The sequence below is a fragment of the Variovorax sp. GW821-FHT09B05 genome (genome assembly GCF_059418265.1).
The window spans coordinates 327756-341438 of record NZ_JBWKPN010000008.1; the positions used below are offsets into that span (position 1 = coordinate 327756).

General features: G+C 70.9%; 16 protein-coding genes. 8 read left to right on the top strand and 8 right to left on the bottom strand.

The window, feature by feature from the left end:
* Nucleotides 1-49: 49 nt before the first annotated feature.
* From AC07RM_RS22395 to AC07RM_RS22415, 5 genes are all read left to right on the top strand, one after another.
* Nucleotides 50-1030: a Bug family tripartite tricarboxylate transporter substrate binding protein gene (locus AC07RM_RS22395; protein ID WP_495335918.1), complete on the top strand. Its 981-nt coding sequence runs from the start codon at nt 50-52 to the stop codon at nt 1028-1030.
* A gap of 20 nt (nt 1031-1050) precedes the next feature.
* Nucleotides 1051-2058: a Bug family tripartite tricarboxylate transporter substrate binding protein gene (locus AC07RM_RS22400; RefSeq protein ID WP_495335919.1), complete on the top strand. Its 1008-nt coding sequence runs from the start codon at nt 1051-1053 to the stop codon at nt 2056-2058.
* A 74-nt stretch (nt 2059-2132) separates the two neighbouring features.
* The gene (locus tag AC07RM_RS22405) at nt 2133-2723 is read left to right on the top strand and encodes a TetR/AcrR family transcriptional regulator (protein WP_495335920.1); all 591 of its coding nucleotides are present in this window, start codon (nt 2133-2135) and stop codon (nt 2721-2723) included.
* A 90-nt stretch (nt 2724-2813) separates the two neighbouring features.
* Nucleotides 2814-3947 (top strand): thiolase family protein, encoded by a 1134-nt coding sequence (locus AC07RM_RS22410; protein WP_495335921.1) that lies wholly within the window; start codon nt 2814-2816, stop codon nt 3945-3947.
* Nucleotides 3948-4017: 70 nt separating this feature from the next.
* A complete protein-coding gene (locus AC07RM_RS22415; RefSeq protein ID WP_495335922.1) occupies nt 4018-4485 on the top strand; it encodes a MaoC family dehydratase in 468 nt (155 codons plus the stop codon).
* A gap of 3 nt (nt 4486-4488) precedes the next feature.
* Here the strand turns inward: AC07RM_RS22415 and AC07RM_RS22420 are convergent, their stop codons facing one another.
* Complete coding sequence (locus AC07RM_RS22420; protein ID WP_495335923.1) at nt 4489-5301, bottom strand: ferritin-like domain-containing protein; 813 nt, start codon at nt 5299-5301, stop codon at nt 4489-4491.
* Nucleotides 5302-5351: 50 nt separating this feature from the next.
* Here AC07RM_RS22420 and AC07RM_RS22425 point away from each other — a divergent pair, with 50 nt between their 5' ends.
* Nucleotides 5352-5876 carry a gamma carbonic anhydrase family protein gene (locus AC07RM_RS22425; protein ID WP_495335924.1) on the top strand — a complete coding sequence of 175 codons (525 nt, stop codon included), beginning with the start codon at nt 5352-5354 and terminating at the stop codon, nt 5874-5876.
* A gap of 37 nt (nt 5877-5913) precedes the next feature.
* Nucleotides 5914-6912, top strand: coding sequence for an Hsp33 family molecular chaperone HslO (hslO, locus tag AC07RM_RS22430; RefSeq protein ID WP_057595926.1), 999 nt, complete (start codon nt 5914-5916; stop codon nt 6910-6912).
* Between the two features lie 15 nt (nt 6913-6927).
* Here hslO and AC07RM_RS22435 read toward each other — a convergent pair whose 3' ends face one another.
* Nucleotides 6928-7797, bottom strand: a complete 870-nt coding sequence (locus AC07RM_RS22435) for an NAD(P)-dependent oxidoreductase (RefSeq protein WP_495335925.1) — start codon at nt 7795-7797, stop codon at nt 6928-6930.
* Between the two features lie 30 nt (nt 7798-7827).
* Complete coding sequence (locus AC07RM_RS22440) at nt 7828-8619, bottom strand: SDR family oxidoreductase (protein WP_495335926.1); 792 nt, start codon at nt 8617-8619, stop codon at nt 7828-7830.
* A gap of 94 nt (nt 8620-8713) precedes the next feature.
* On the opposite strand from AC07RM_RS22440, the gene AC07RM_RS22445 reads away from it, so the two are divergent.
* Nucleotides 8714-9499, top strand: a complete 786-nt coding sequence (locus AC07RM_RS22445) for a helix-turn-helix domain-containing protein (RefSeq protein WP_495335927.1) — start codon at nt 8714-8716, stop codon at nt 9497-9499.
* Between the two features lie 9 nt (nt 9500-9508).
* Here AC07RM_RS22445 and AC07RM_RS22450 read toward each other — a convergent pair whose 3' ends face one another.
* The 5 genes from AC07RM_RS22450 to eno form a co-directional block, all read right to left on the bottom strand.
* Nucleotides 9509-10504 carry a hypothetical protein gene (locus AC07RM_RS22450; protein ID WP_495335928.1) on the bottom strand — a complete coding sequence of 332 codons (996 nt, stop codon included), beginning with the start codon at nt 10502-10504 and terminating at the stop codon, nt 9509-9511.
* Nucleotides 10505-10625: 121 nt separating this feature from the next.
* Nucleotides 10626-11321 (bottom strand): AAA family ATPase, encoded by a 696-nt coding sequence (locus AC07RM_RS22455; protein WP_495335929.1) that lies wholly within the window; start codon nt 11319-11321, stop codon nt 10626-10628.
* A complete protein-coding gene (pnuC, locus tag AC07RM_RS22460) occupies nt 11318-11938 on the bottom strand; it encodes a nicotinamide riboside transporter PnuC (protein WP_495335930.1) in 621 nt (206 codons plus the stop codon). The genes AC07RM_RS22455 and pnuC overlap by 4 nt, the downstream gene beginning before the upstream one ends.
* A 55-nt stretch (nt 11939-11993) precedes the next feature.
* Nucleotides 11994-12272 carry a cell division protein FtsB gene (gene ftsB, locus AC07RM_RS22465; RefSeq protein ID WP_495335931.1) on the bottom strand — a complete coding sequence of 93 codons (279 nt, stop codon included), beginning with the start codon at nt 12270-12272 and terminating at the stop codon, nt 11994-11996.
* A 116-nt stretch (nt 12273-12388) separates the two neighbouring features.
* On the bottom strand, nt 12389-13672 hold the full coding sequence (gene eno, locus AC07RM_RS22470; RefSeq protein ID WP_093354635.1) for a phosphopyruvate hydratase: 1284 nt from the start codon (nt 13670-13672) through the stop codon (nt 12389-12391).
* Nucleotides 13673-13683: the final 11 nt, after the last annotated feature.

Below are 13683 nucleotides of genomic sequence, written 5' to 3' on the forward strand. Positions count from 1 at the left end.
TCGCGGCTTGCCGCAGAATCGGCGGCTTTCGAACACGAGAGACATCGACATGAGGATCCACCGCGTCTTCCTCGCCGGCCTCGCGCTGGCCGCGACCGCCGCCACCGTTGCCCCGGCCCTGGCCCAGGGCTACCCCTCCGCCAAGCCCATCCGCCTGATCGTCGGCTACCCGCCCGGCGGCGGCATCGACTTCGCGGCGCGCACGGTGCAGGTGCCGCTGCAGGAGGCGCTCAAGCAGCAGCTGGTGGTCGACTACAAGCCCGGCGCGAGCGGCATGATCGCGGCCACCGAGCTCACGCGCCAGCCGGCCGACGGCTACACGCTGCTGCTGGCCAACACCGGGCCGTTCGCGATCGCGCCGTACCTGCAGAGCAAGCCGCCCTACGACCCCATCAAGCAGTTCACCTACATCGGCCAGATCAGCCAGGGCAGCTACATCGCGGTGACGCGGCCCGACCATCCGGCCAAGGACCTCAAGGCCTTCGTGGCCTGGGCCAAGGGCCAGCCCGGCAAGGTCAACTTCGCCTCGGGCGGCAACGGCACCTCGACGCACCTCAACGGCGAGCTGATGAACCAGGTCACGGGCCTGGACATGACGCACGTGCCCTACAAGGGCAGCGCGCCCGCGGTGCAGGACCTGATCGGCGGGCAGACGCAGATCCTGATCGACGCGGGCAGCGTGCTGCTGCCGCAGGTGAAGGGCGGCAAGCTCAAGGCGCTGGCCGTGACCGGGCCGCAGCGCGATCCGCAGCTGCCCGACGTGCCTACCGTGAAGGAACTGGGCCTCGCGGGCATGGAGTCGGTGGGCTTCCAGGGCCTGGTGGGACCGGCGGGCATGCCCAAGGAGGTGGTGGACCGCCTGTCGGGCGAACTCGCCAAGGCGCTCGCGCAGCCGGCGATCCGCGCCAAGTTCGCCGCGGCGGGCGCCGAGGTCCATTCGCTGGGCCCGGTGGAGTTCGCGGCCTTCGTGAAGGCCGACAACGAGAAATGGTCGAAGCTGATCCGCGAGCGCAAGCTGCAGCTCGATTGATGGAGGCAGACTCGAGGGCCATGACGAACCCGATGCATTCCTTCTTCTCCCCGACGCGCCGCACCGCGGTGCTCGCCTCGCTGGCCGCGGCCGGCGCCTTCCTCTGCGGCGCCGCGGCGGCCCAGACCCCGGCCGTGCCCAAGACCCTGCGGCTGATCGTGGCCTATCCGGCCGGCGGCGTCAGCGACGTGGTCGCGCGCGCGCTCGGCGACCGGCTCGCGACGCAGCTCGGCACCACCGTGGTGGTCGAGAACCGCGCGGGCGCCAGCGGTGCGATCGGCATGGACGCGGTGGCCAAGGCCGCGCCCGACGGCGCGACCCTGGGCTTCTCGGCCATCAGCCCGCTGGTGCTGAGCCCGCACCTGGGCAAGCTGCCCTTCGATCCGCTGAAGGACGTGGCGCCGGTGGCCAGCGTGATGTATTCGCCGGTGCTGCTGATCGCCACACCCGCGAGCAAGGCGAAGGACTTCCGCGCGCTGCTCGACGACGCCAGGGCCCATCCGGGCGCGGTGCGCTGGGCCACCTCGGGGCCGGCCTCGCTCGGCCACATCGTGCTCGAGCAGCTGCGCTCGGCCGCCAACGTCGACATCACGCACGTGCCCTACAAGGGCGGCGGCCAGCAGCTCAACGATGCGCTGGGCGGGCAGTTCGAGATCCTCTCGACCAACGCCAGCCCCACGCTGGGCGCGCACATCCAGTCGGGCAAGCTGCGGCCGCTCGCGGTGGGCGCGCCGGCGCGGCTCGAGAGCCTGCCGCAGGTGCCCACGCTGGGCGAGCTGGGCTACAAGGCGGCCAACATCAACTCGCTGTTCGGCGTGTTCGCGCCGGCCGCCACGCCGCCGGCGCTGCTCGCGCGCTACAACGCCGAGATCAACAAGGCGCTGGCCAGCCCCGAGCTGCGCGCCAAGCTCACGGCCACCGACAACGTGCCCACGGGCGGCCCCGCGGCCGACTTCGCGAAAGAGATCGCCAGCGAGTTCGAGAGCAATGGCAGGATCGTGAAGGCGGCCGGCATCAAGGCCGACTGAGAACCCCGCCGGCCGCGCGGGCTTGTCGCCCGCGCGATAGCCACTCCGATTTCCCTACCTTATAGTAGGTAGCCATGCCCAGCGTTTCCTCAGCAGCCCTCGCCACCGGCAGCACGCGCGACCAGATCCTGGGCGCGGCGCGCGAGCTCATCGCCACGCGCTCCTACCTGGGCTTCAGCTTCCAGGACGTGGCCGACGCGGTCGGCGTGCGCAAGGCCAGCCTTTACCACCACTTCCCGTCCAAGGAGGCGCTGGGCGTGGCCGTGCTGCGCGACGCGATCCAGGGCTTCCGCCGCTGGGACGAGGCCAAGGCCCGCACGCCGCGCGAGTCGCTCGACGCCTATTTCCGCATGTACCGCAACGGCCTGCGCGCCGGCTCGGCGGTCTGTCCCGCGGGCGCGCTGGCGCCGGGCTGGGACTGCATCAACGACGAGCTGCGCCGCACGGTGCAGGAGCTGCGCCAGATGCAGGTGCTGTGGCTGACCGGCGTGCTCGGCGCGCTGGTGTCCGAGCGCGCCCAGGGCGCCGGCAGCGCGGGCCCCGCGGCGCTCGCGGCCTATGTGTTCGCGGTCTGCCAGGGCGCGCTGATCGCGGCGCGCATGACCGGCCGCGTGGAGGATTTCGACGACGCGGTCGCGCAACTGAGGAGTTCGCTGCCCGTCTGACGCCCCGGCATCCACCCGAAGGCACGCCCCGCGTGCCTCTTTTTTGACCTGTCAGCCTACCGATTGGATGGTAGTTTTTAGGAGCACATCATGAAAGCCGTCATTTCCGCCTATGCCCGTTCGCCGTTCCATTTCGCGAAGAAGGGCGCGCTGGCCGAGGTGCGTCCCGACACGCTGGCCGCCGGCGTGGTCCGGGGCCTGCTGCAGCGCACCGACCTCGATCCCGCGCTGCTCGAGGACATCGTCCTGGGCTGCGCCTATCCCGAGGCCTCGCAGGGCAACAACCTCGCGCGCATCGTCGGCCTGCTGGCCGGCCTGCCGCACGAGGTGGGTGGGATGACCGTCAACCGCTTCTGCGGCTCGTCGATGCAGGCGGTGCACATCGCGGCCGCGCAGATCGAGGCCGGCATGGGCGAGGCCTTCCTCTGCGTGGGCGTCGAGTCGATGAGCATGGTGCCGCAGGGCGGCTTCAATTTCTCGCCGAGCCCGGAGCTGCTGGCCGACACCGACGCCTACATCTCGATGGGCGAGACCGCCGAGAACGTGGCGCAGCGCTGGAACGTGAGCCGCGCCGACCAGGAGGCGCTGGCGGTCGAGTCGCACCGCAAGGCCGCGGCCGCGCGCGAGCAGGGCCGCCTGGCCGGCGAGATCGTGCCGGTGCGCCTGGCCTCGGGCGAACTGGTCGAGGCCGATGGCTGCATCCGTCCCACCACCTCGGCCGAGGCGCTGGCCAACCTCAAGCCGGCCTTCCGTCCCGATGGCGTGGTGACGGCCGGCACCTCGTCGCCGCTGACCGATGGCGCGGCCGCGGTGCTGGTGACCAGCGATGCCTTCGCCGCGCGCCATGGCCTGAAGGCGCTGGCGCGCATCAAGTCCTTCGCCACCGTGGGCGTCGACCCGGCCATCATGGGCATCGGCCCGATCCCCGCCACGCGCAAGGCGCTGGCGCGCGCCGGCCTGACGGTGGCCGACCTCGACGTGGTCGAGATCAACGAGGCCTTCTCCTCGCAGGCGCTGGCCTGCATCCGCGACCTCGGGCTCGACCCGGCCACGGTCAACCTCGACGGCGGCGGCCTCGCTATCGGCCATCCGCTGGGCGCGACCGGCGCGCGCATCACGGGCAAGGCGGCCTCGCTGCTGGCGCGCGAGAACGGCCGCTATGCGCTGGCCACGCAGTGCATCGGCGGCGGGCAAGGCATCGCGACCATCCTCGAGCGCGTCTGAGCGTCCACGCGACACGACGCGGCACGGTGGCGACAATGCCGCCGTGCCACCAGCGAAGGAGGAACGCACCATGACCGACACCACCACCCGCGCCAAGCTCTACCTCGACGACCTCGCCGTGGGCGACCGCTTCACCAGCGGCGAGTACACGCTCGACGCCGAGAAGATCAAGGCCTTCGCGCTGCAGTTCGACCCGCAGCCCTTCCACACCGACGAGGAGGCCGCCAAGCGCACCTTCTTCGGCGGCCTGGCCGCGAGCGGCTGGCACACGGCGGCCGTGACCATGCGCCTGCTGGTCGACAGCGGCATCCCGCTGGCCGACGGCATCATCGGTTCGGGCGGCGACGAGATCCGCTGGCCGCAGCCCACGCGGCCCGGCGACGTGCTGCACGTGGTCAGCGAGATCGTCGAGATCGTGCCCTCGCGTTCCAAGCCGGGCCGCGCCATGGTCCGCGTGCGCTGCGAGACGCGCAACCAGCGCGGCGAGGTGCTGCAGCACTTCTCGCCCAAGCTGGTGGTGATGAAGAAGCCGGATTGACTCCTAGGCGGCGCTGCCGCCGCCCAGCGCCTTCAGTTCCTCGTCGCTGAAGCCCGCGCGCGTGCGCGCCTCGAGGTTGAACGGCGGCTTGAGCCGCGGCGCCTCGTAGCGCGCCACGAGCGCGGGGTAGGCGGCCTCGGCGTCGATGCCCGCGCGCTCGCAGAGCCAGCGGTACCAGTGGTTGCCGATCGCCACGTGGCCCACCTCGTCGCGCAGGATGATGTCGAGGATCTCGACCGCGCGCAGCGCATCGGGCGTGTTCACGCGCTTGAGCTTGGCCTGGATCAGCGGCGTGGCGTCGAGCCCGCGCGCCTCGAGCGTGCGCGGCACCAGCGCCATGCGCGCGAGCACGTCGTCGCGCGTCTTCTCGCACATGCTCCACAGGCCGTCGTGGCCCGTGAAGTCGCCATAGCGCCAGCCCATGGTCTGCAGGTGCGCATGCAGCAGCGTGAAGTGCTGCGCCTCCTCGTCGGCCACGCGCAGCCAGTCCTGGTAGTAGCGCGCGGGCATGCCGTCGTAGCGCCAGGCGGCGTCGAGCGCGAGGTTGATGGCGTTGAACTCGATGTGGCAGATCGAATGGACCAGGGCCGCGCGGCCCTCGGTGTTGAACGGCGAGCGCTTGCCCACCGCCATGGCCGACACGCGCAGCGGGCGCTCGGGGCGGCCCGGCACGCCGAGCTCGTCGCCGGGCACGCGCACGGGTTCATCTGCTATGGTTTTGATAGCAATGTGCGTTGCCAGCGCGCGGGTTGCCGCCACTTTCTCGTCGGGGTCGGTGAGGCGCAGCGCGGCCAGGGCGCTCAATCGGGGGTGCATCCCTACAATTCTAGGTTTCACCCCTCTTTCCCTTTCCGGAGACTCCCACGATGGCCCTCTATGAACTCGACGGCGTGGCGCCGCAACTCGGCGACGGCGCCTGGGTCGCCGACAGCGCCGAGGTGATGGGGCGCGTGACGCTGGGCGAGAACGCGAATGTCTGGTTCGGCGCCGTGCTGCGCGGCGACACCGAGGCCATGACCATCGGGCGCAACAGCAACATCCAGGACCTGTCGGTGCTCCATTGCGACATCGGCTGCCCGCTGACGGTGGGCGAGAACGTCACCGTGGGCCACCAGGTCATGCTGCACGGCTGCACCATCGGCGACAACACGCTGATCGGCATGCAGGCGGTGGTCTTGAATAACGCGAAGATCGGCCGCAACTCGATCGTCGGCGCCGGTGCGCTCGTGACCGAGGGCTCGGAATTCCCCGACAACTCGATGATCCTGGGATCGCCCGCGAAGGTGGTGCGCACGCTCGACGAAGCGGCCGCCGCCAAGCTGCGCCAGGGTGCGGAGCACTACGTCAAGAACGCTCGCCGCTTTGCGGCCGGCCTGAAGAAGATCGCCTGAGCCAGCGCGCGAGGGCACCCGAAGAAAGAACCCCGTTGTGAGCGAGCTGCATAAATTCCTGTTCGATGGCCTGCCGGTGCGCGGCATGATCGTGCGCCTGACGGACGCCTGGCAGGAGATCCTCGCGCGGCGCGCCTCCAACACCGCCACCGGCGCCTATCCGCCGCCGGTGGTCGAGCTGCTCGGCGAGATGACGGCCGCGGCCACGCTGATGCAGGCCAACATCAAGTTCAACGGCGCGCTGATCCTGCAGATCTTCGGCGACGGCCCGGTGAAGGTGGCCGTGGCCGAGGTCAAGCCCGACCTGAGCCTGCGCGCCACCGCCAAGACCATCGGCGAGCTGCCGGCCGATGCACGGCTGCCCGACATGGTCAACGTGAACAACAAGGGCCGCTGCGCGATCACGCTCGACCCCAAGGACAAGCTGCCCGGCCAGCAGCCCTACCAGGGCGTGGTGCCGCTGTTCGGTGACGAGGGAGAGAAGCTCGGCAAGCTCAGCGAGGTGCTGCAGCACTACATGCTGCAGAGCGAGCAGCTCGACACCACGCTGGTGCTGGCGGCCGACGACAAGGTGGCCGCGGGCCTCCTGATCCAGCGCCTGCCGGTCAAGGGCGAGGGCAACCTCGAGGGCACCTCGCCGGCCGACCGCGACCAGGCGAACGAGGACCAGATCGGCCGCAACGAGGACTACAACCGGATCTCGATCCTGGCCTCGACGCTCACGCGCGAGGAGCTGCTCACGCTCGACGTCGAGACCATCCTGCGGCGCCTGTTCTGGGAAGAGAAGCTGCTGCGCTTCGAGCCGCAGCGCGGCATGCTGGGCCCGCACTTCGCCTGCACCTGCGGCCGCGAGCGCGTGGCGCAGATGATCCGCGGCCTCGGCGCCGAGGAAGCCGAGAGCATCCTCGCCGAGCGCGGCGACATCGAGGTGGGCTGCGACTTCTGCGGCAAGCAGTACCGCTTCGACGCGGTCGATGCGGCGCAGATCTTCCGCCCGCCGGGCGACCAGATCCCCGGCACGCCGGTGGTGCAGTGAGTCGGTGCCGGGCGCTCAGCCCGGCTGCCGCAGCACCTTGACCATCGCCGCGAGCCGCTCGTTCGCATAGCCGGCCGCGAGCGCGCGGTCGAACCAGCCCATCAGGAAATCGGGAAAGCCCGTGTCGAGCCGCGCCTCGCGCGCCTGCCGCACGAACAGCCGGCCCGAGCCCGCGCAGGTCGCCATCGAGCTCTCGGGTTCGCCGTAGCGCTGGTCGTGGATGCTCTCGCCCTCGGCGCGGATCATCTCGCCGAGCACGGGCGAGATGGTGCCGATCATTTGTGCGAAGTCCCGCACCGGCAACTGCTCCGATTCGAAGATGCGCACGCCGTGGAAGAAGCCGGCCATCGCGCCGAACATGCACGACAGCGTGGCCAGATCCCAGGCGGCGGCGTTGCCGATCGGCTCGCCCAGGTAGGCGATGTGGCCCGCGATGGCCTCGAGCACCGGCCGGCAGGCCGCGAGCGCGCGCTCCTCGCCGGAGATGAACAACGGCGTGTCGGGCCGGCCGATCTGCGAGGGCGTGGCCAGCAGCGCGCCGTCGAGGTAGGCCACGCCATCGAGTCGCGCCCAGTCGTCGCGCGCATCCTGCGGCGTGCCGGTGCTCAGCTGCACCAGCACCTTGCCGCGCAGTGCCTCGGCCACGCCCGGCTGCGCGAGGATCGCGCGCCAGGCCGCGTAGTCGGCCACGCAGACCAGCACGATGGGGCTGGCGGCGACGGCCGCGCGTGCATCGGCGGCGAGCACGGTGCCCTGGCCGAGCAGCGCTTCGGCGCGGCTCGGCGTGCGGTTCCACAGCGTGAGCGTGTGGCCACGCTGCAGGGCGCGCGCGAGCGCGATGCCCATCGGGCCGAGGCCGATGAGGGAGACGTCGGTAGGGGTCATGGTTGCTTCCTGCATGGATCGGGGATGCATTCAGTCGTGCGCCGGGCTGAGGTTCTGGCCCAGGCCGCCGTCGACCGTGAGCCGCGCGCCGGTGGTGAAGGTGGCGTCGAAGGCCAGGAACAGCACCGCGCGCGCCACTTCCTCGGCGCTGCCGTGGCGCCGCATCGGCGTGATCTGGTCGCCCAGGCGCACGAACTCCGCGCGCTCGGCGGGCGTGGCATCGGCCACGCCGAGCGTGGGCGTGTCGATGAAGCCCGGGCTCACCACGTTGACGCGGATGCCGCGCCCGACCAGCTCGGCCGCGAAGCCCGAGGCGAAGGAGCGCAGCGCGGCCTTGGTCGCGCTGTAGACGCCCATGCCGTGCATCCCGCCCTCGTCGGCGATCGACGAGGTGAAGACGATGGACGCGCCGGGCTTCATCAGCGGCGCGAGCTTCTGCACCGTGAAGAAGGCGCCCTTGGTGTTGATCGCGAAGGCGCGGTCGTAGCCGGCCTCCGTGACCTGCTCGAAGGGCTCGAGCGTGGCGATGCCGGCGTTGATGTGCAGCAGGTCGACGTGGCCCAGCGTCGCGCGCGCGGTGGCCGCGAGCGCATCGATGTCGGCCAGCGAGGCGGCGTCGCTCGCCAGCACCTGCGCCTGCGGGCCCAGCGCGTGCCGCGCGGCCTCGAGGTTCTTCGGATTGCGCCCGGTCAGGATCACGCGGGCGCCGCCCGCGAGCAGCGCCTGGGCCGTGGCCAGGCCCATGCCGATGGTGCCGCCCGTGATGACGGCGGTCTTGCCGCGGTAGCGGGTGTTGCTGTCTTGGTGGAGAGAGGTGTTCATGGCCGCGATGATTCCGCGCGCATCGCGCGCGGTCGCGCACGATCGGGCAGCCCCGAGCACGAACGGACGACGGCGCGCGGCCGATAATGGCCCGATGAGCGACACCGACCTGCGCATCGAACTGCGGCAGACGCCCGCCGGCATCGTCGGCTACGAGCCGCTGCCCGAGCACCGCATCAAGCTCCACGTGGGCGCACCGGTGGCCGGTGCCTGCCAGTTCCACCGCTTCCTCTACACGCGCGGCGACCTCGACATCGTGCCCGCGGGCGTGAGCGACGTGTGGCACGAGGAGGCAGCGAGCACCTCGCTGATGCTGCGCGTGTCGACCGCGCTGCTGCGCCGCACGGCCGACGAGATGGGGCTGCCCGCCGAGTGCGCCACGCTCGCGCAGCGCCACCAGTTCCGAGATGCCCACATCGAGCACATCGCCTGGGCCCTCGACGCCGAGCGCCGCGCGGGCTTTGCCAACGGCACCCTGTATGCCGACAGCCTCGGCACCGCGCTCGCCGTGCACCTGCTGAGCGGCCAGCGCCGCCCCGAGACCGAGCCCGCGCGCGGCCTCACGCGGCCGCAGCTGCGCCGCGTGACCGAGCACATCGAGGCCCACCTCGACGGCGACCTTTCGCTGTCCTCGCTGGCCGACGTGGCGGGCCTCAGCGCCTCGCACCTCAAGACCCTGTTCAAGCGTTCGACCGGCCTGCCGGTGCACGAGTACGTGGTGCACCGCCGCGTCGACCGCGCGCGCGGCCTGTTGCTGCGCAGCGACCTGCCCGCGAGCCAGGTGGCGCTGGAGAGCGGCTTCTCGCACCAGAGCCACATGGCGCGCTGCATGCGGCGCGTGCTCGGCGTGACGCCGGGCGAGGTGCGGCGCGCGGGCTGAACGGGGCGCTCAGCGCGCCTTGGCTTCGCGCGGGTTCGCGCTGTCGAACCCCCCGAAGAAGATGTCGGGCGCGCTCGTGTTGTGCTTCGACGGCAGGCTGCGGCCGAAGCGAAATTCCGAGCCTTCTAGCGTCTTCACCTCGGGCAGCGGCGTTGCGATCGACGACGCATCGGGCGCGGCCTGCCAGCGCACTTCGCTGACGTCGGCGTTGTCGGGCGTCACGTACATCGAGCGCAGCACCGCGAAGGGCCGTGCCTCGCGCGTGGGGGCCGAGAAGCGCACGTCGAGCGCGGTGCGTGCGCGGCTGATCTCCTCGACGTTGGCGACGGCGCTGCCGCCGCGCGCGAAGCGCAGGTGGATCGACAGCGGCTTCGGCACGATGCGGATCGAGGCGATGTCGACCACCGGCCGGCCGGCCTGCTCGACCGGGCCGAGCAGGAACGAGGAGCCGTAGACGCCGTCGCCGAAGCGCGCCTCGGGCAGGGGCTTGATGCGCCAGTAGCCGTCGGAGGGATAGAGCACCAGCGCCTCGAGCGCCTTGCCGTTCTCCTTGCGGAACACCTGCAGCAGGTGGAAGCCGCGGTCGCTGACGGTGCCCACGCGCACCGGCACGCGCTGCGGCCGCCAGAAGCTCGCGAGCGTCATGCCGACGATGCGCCACTGCGCGTTGTCGAGCAGCACCACGGTGCGCGGCTCGAAGCGGTGCGCGGGGTCGGTGGGATGCTCGCCGCCGTCGAAGTTGCAGCCCGAGAAGTCGGGTGCGGTGACGTCGTTGCCGATGCTGTCGAGGTAGGACGGCTGCAGCGCCTCGATGCGCAGCCGCCGTATGCCTTCGCCGCGCAGCACCAGCGAGACGTTGTCCTCCTCGGCGCAGGCGGTGGGCGTGGTGCCATTCTCGACCGTGGCGCGCAACGGGGCCGCGCTGGCGGCGGCGCCGACCAGCACCGAGGCCGCGAGAGCGGTGGCGAGGAGGGCGGCGGTGCGGAAGCGGCGGCGAAGAGGCATCGGGTCTCCAGGCAAGAGGAAGAGGGGAAACAACGGCAGCGGGCAACGGACGCCGAAGCTTAGAGGATGGCGCAGCGCCGGCCGGCGTCATGTCGGAGGGCACCGCGCGGGCGCGGCGGCCTCACTCGCGGCGCGCGAGCAGGTCGGTGAACAGGCGGTGCTCGCACTCGGGATCGGAGCACTTGTCGCAGGACCAGGTCCAGCCTTCGCCCGCCGTGGCGGCGCTGCGATCGGGTGCTACGGCATCGCGTCCGCCGTCGCGCGACAGGCCGCCGCGGTCGGCCACGCTCTGGATCGCGCGCCAGGCGCTGGCCAGCCGTTCGCTGCCGCTGCCATGCACCACGGTGTAGGCCACGCCCGCACTGGCGAGCGCGCTGCGCACCATCGCGTCGACCGGCTCGCGCACATGCGGGCCGTCGCGCATCTCGTCGGCCACCCAGGGCAGGTCGAGCGCGGTCAGCAGGGTGATCGCGCAGCGCTGCTGGGCCGCGAGCGCATCGGGGTAGAGCGTGGTGTCGGCGAACAGCAGCTCGCTGTAGACGGCGGTCATGACGGCCGTGGTGTCGGCCACCGCCACGCCGAGCGCGGCCGCGGCATCGATGCGGCGGGTCTGCTCCTCGGCGATGGCCTGCTGCTCGTCGGCACGCGGCGTGCGGCCCTCGCGCTCGCACCATTCGCGCAGGTACTCGCCGACGAAGGTGGCGTGGAGGCCGCGCTCGTTCATGCGCTGCACGAGGGCACGCGCGAGCTCGGTCTTGCCGGTGCTCTCGGCGCCGAGCAGCGCCACGATGCAGCCGGTGGGCAGCACGGGCGTCATGCGCCGGCCGCCCTCGGCAGCCGCTGGCGCCAGGCCAGGTAGCCGGCCACGCTGAGCGCCGCGAACACGGCGTACAGGCCGACCGTGAGCCACAGGCCCTTGTGCACGAAGAGGCCGATGCTGACCAGGTTGACGGCCAGCCACACGACCCAGTTCTCGATGAACTTGCGCCCGAGCAGGAACTGGCCGACCAGGCTCAGGCCGGTGGCGAAGCCGTCCCACCAGGGCACGTCGGTGTCGGTGAAGCGGCGCAGGAAGAGGGCGACCGCGGGCCAGGCCAGCGCGCAGGCCAGCAGCGCGAGCGCGAGGCCGCGGCGCGAGAGGCGGCTCACGCGCAGCGCCGAGCCGTCGGCCCGGTGGCCGCGCAGCCATTGCAGCCAGCCCCAGAAGGCGACGACCGCGAAGAAGACCTGCAGCGAGGCATCGCCATAGATCTTCGCCTGCGCGAACACGCCCACGTAGAGCAGCGAGCTGACGATCGCCAGCGGCCAGCCCCAGTGGATCTCGCGCATGTTGCAGCCGACCATGGCCAGTGCCAGCACGGCGGCCACGCATTCGAGCCAGGTGACGGGGGAGCCCCAGAGCGCGAAGGCGGGGGCGGAGAGGAGTTCGGGCATCGGCAGGGCGGCGTGCACGGCGCGCCGAGGGCTCGGCGAGAGCGGCCCGCGTGGATCAGTGGGCGATCTGGACGAAGACCTCGTTGGGCTTGACCATGCCCAGCTCCTGGCGGGCACGTTCCTCGACCATCTCGAGGCCGTCCTTGAGGTCGTTGACCTCGGAGGCCAGCCGCTCGTTGGTGATGGCGGCCTTGGCGTTCGACTCCTTCTGCGAGGCCAGCTTGGCCTGCAGCTGCGCCACGTCGCGCACGCTGCCGCGCCCGTTCCACAGCTGCCACTGGAGGATGCCCAGCAGCACGAGCAGAACGATGGGAGGAATGAAGCGCGCGCGCATGGTCCGCGGACTTTACCCGCGCTCCCCGCACGGCCCGCCAGGGACGGCGCATCGCCGATCCGCGAAATGCGGAAAAAGCGGCAATGCGCGCGGCTCTTCGGGCCGGGGAGGGGGCATCACTTGAGGTTGTAGAACGCGCCGCGGCCCGGGTAGACGGCGATGTCGCCGAGGTCTTCCTCGATGCGCAGCAGCTGGTTGTACTTGGCGATGCGGTCCGAACGCGAGAGCGAGCCGGTCTTGATCTGGCCGGCGTTGGTGCCCACGGCGATGTCGGCGATGGTGCTGTCCTCGGTTTCGCCCGAGCGGTGCGAGATCACGGCGGTGTAGCCGGCGCGCTTGGCCATCTCGATCGCGGCGAAGGTCTCGGTCAGGGTGCCAATCTGGTTGATCTTGATCAGGATCGAGTTGGCGATGCCCTTCTCGATGCCTTCCTGCAGGATCTTGGTGTTGGTGACGAACAGGTCGTCGCCCACCAGCTGCACGCGCTTGCCCAGGCGTTCGGTCAGGTGCTTCCAGCCGTCCCAGTCGCCTTCGTGCATGCCGTCCTCGATGCTGATGATCGGGTACTTGTCGACCCAGGTCGCCAGCATGTCGGTCCAGTTCTCGGCCGACAGCGAGAGGTTCTCGCCAGCCAGCACGTACTTGCCGTCCTTGTAGAACTCGCTCGCCGCGCAGTCCAGGCCCAGCGCGATCTGCTCGCCGGCCACGTAGCCGGCCTTGTCGATGGCTTCGAGGATCAGCTGGATCGCCGCTTCATGGCTCTCGACGCTCGGCGCGAAACCGCCTTCGTCGCCCACGGCGGTGCTGATGCCGCGGTCGCCCAGGATCTTCTTGAGCGCATGGAACACCTCGGCGCCGTAGCGCACGGCTTCGCGGAAGCTCGGTGCGCCCACGGGGATGATCATGAACTCCTGCAGGTCCAGGCTGTTGTTGGCGTGCGCGCCGCCGTTGATGACGTTCATCATCGGCACGGGCATCTGCATGCCGCCCATGCCGCCGAAGTAGCGGTACAGCGGCAGGCCCGATTCCTCGGCGGCCGCGCGGGCCACGGCCATCGACACGGCCAGCGTGGCGTTGGCACCCAGGCGGCCCTTGTTGTCGGTGCCGTCGAGGTCGATCATCGTGCGGTCGAGGAAGGCCTGTTCGCTGGCATCGAGGCCGAGCACGGCTTCGGAGATCTCGGTGTTGATGTTCTCCACCGCCTTGAGCACGCCCTTGCCGAGGTAGCGCTTCTTGTCGCCGTCGCGCAGCTCGATGGCTTCGCGCGAACCGGTGGATGCGCCCGAGGGCACGGCCGCGCGGCCCATGGTGCCCGATTCGAGCAGCACGTCGCACTCGACGGTGGGATTGCCGCGGCTGTCGAGGATCTCGCGGCCGACGATGTCAACGATTGCACTCATCTTCTTTTCTT

What these genes read in the sequence shown, in the direction of transcription:
- AC07RM_RS22395 (WP_495335918.1), top strand. Translation starts at nt 50, where the DNA reads ATGAGGATCCACCGCGTCTTCCTCGCCGGCCTCGCGCTGGCCGCGACC.
- AC07RM_RS22400 (WP_495335919.1), top strand. Translation starts at nt 1,051, where the DNA reads ATGACGAACCCGATGCATTCCTTCTTCTCCCCGACGCGCCGCACCGCG.
- AC07RM_RS22405 (WP_495335920.1), top strand. Translation starts at nt 2,133, where the DNA reads ATGCCCAGCGTTTCCTCAGCAGCCCTCGCCACCGGCAGCACGCGCGAC.
- AC07RM_RS22410 (WP_495335921.1), top strand. Translation starts at nt 2,814, where the DNA reads ATGAAAGCCGTCATTTCCGCCTATGCCCGTTCGCCGTTCCATTTCGCG.
- AC07RM_RS22415 (WP_495335922.1), top strand. Translation starts at nt 4,018, where the DNA reads ATGACCGACACCACCACCCGCGCCAAGCTCTACCTCGACGACCTCGCC.
- AC07RM_RS22420 (WP_495335923.1), bottom strand. Translation starts at nt 5,301, where the DNA reads ATGCACCCCCGATTGAGCGCCCTGGCCGCGCTGCGCCTCACCGACCCC.
- AC07RM_RS22425 (WP_495335924.1), top strand. Translation starts at nt 5,352, where the DNA reads ATGGCCCTCTATGAACTCGACGGCGTGGCGCCGCAACTCGGCGACGGC.
- AC07RM_RS22435 (WP_495335925.1), bottom strand. Translation starts at nt 7,797, where the DNA reads ATGACCCCTACCGACGTCTCCCTCATCGGCCTCGGCCCGATGGGCATC.
- AC07RM_RS22440 (WP_495335926.1), bottom strand. Translation starts at nt 8,619, where the DNA reads ATGAACACCTCTCTCCACCAAGACAGCAACACCCGCTACCGCGGCAAG.
- AC07RM_RS22445 (WP_495335927.1), top strand. Translation starts at nt 8,714, where the DNA reads ATGAGCGACACCGACCTGCGCATCGAACTGCGGCAGACGCCCGCCGGC.
- AC07RM_RS22450 (WP_495335928.1), bottom strand. Translation starts at nt 10,504, where the DNA reads ATGCCTCTTCGCCGCCGCTTCCGCACCGCCGCCCTCCTCGCCACCGCT.
- AC07RM_RS22455 (WP_495335929.1), bottom strand. Translation starts at nt 11,321, where the DNA reads ATGACGCCCGTGCTGCCCACCGGCTGCATCGTGGCGCTGCTCGGCGCC.
- pnuC (WP_495335930.1), bottom strand. Translation starts at nt 11,938, where the DNA reads ATGCCCGAACTCCTCTCCGCCCCCGCCTTCGCGCTCTGGGGCTCCCCC.
- ftsB (WP_495335931.1), bottom strand. Translation starts at nt 12,272, where the DNA reads ATGCGCGCGCGCTTCATTCCTCCCATCGTTCTGCTCGTGCTGCTGGGC.
- eno (WP_093354635.1), bottom strand. Translation starts at nt 13,672, where the DNA reads ATGAGTGCAATCGTTGACATCGTCGGCCGCGAGATCCTCGACAGCCGC.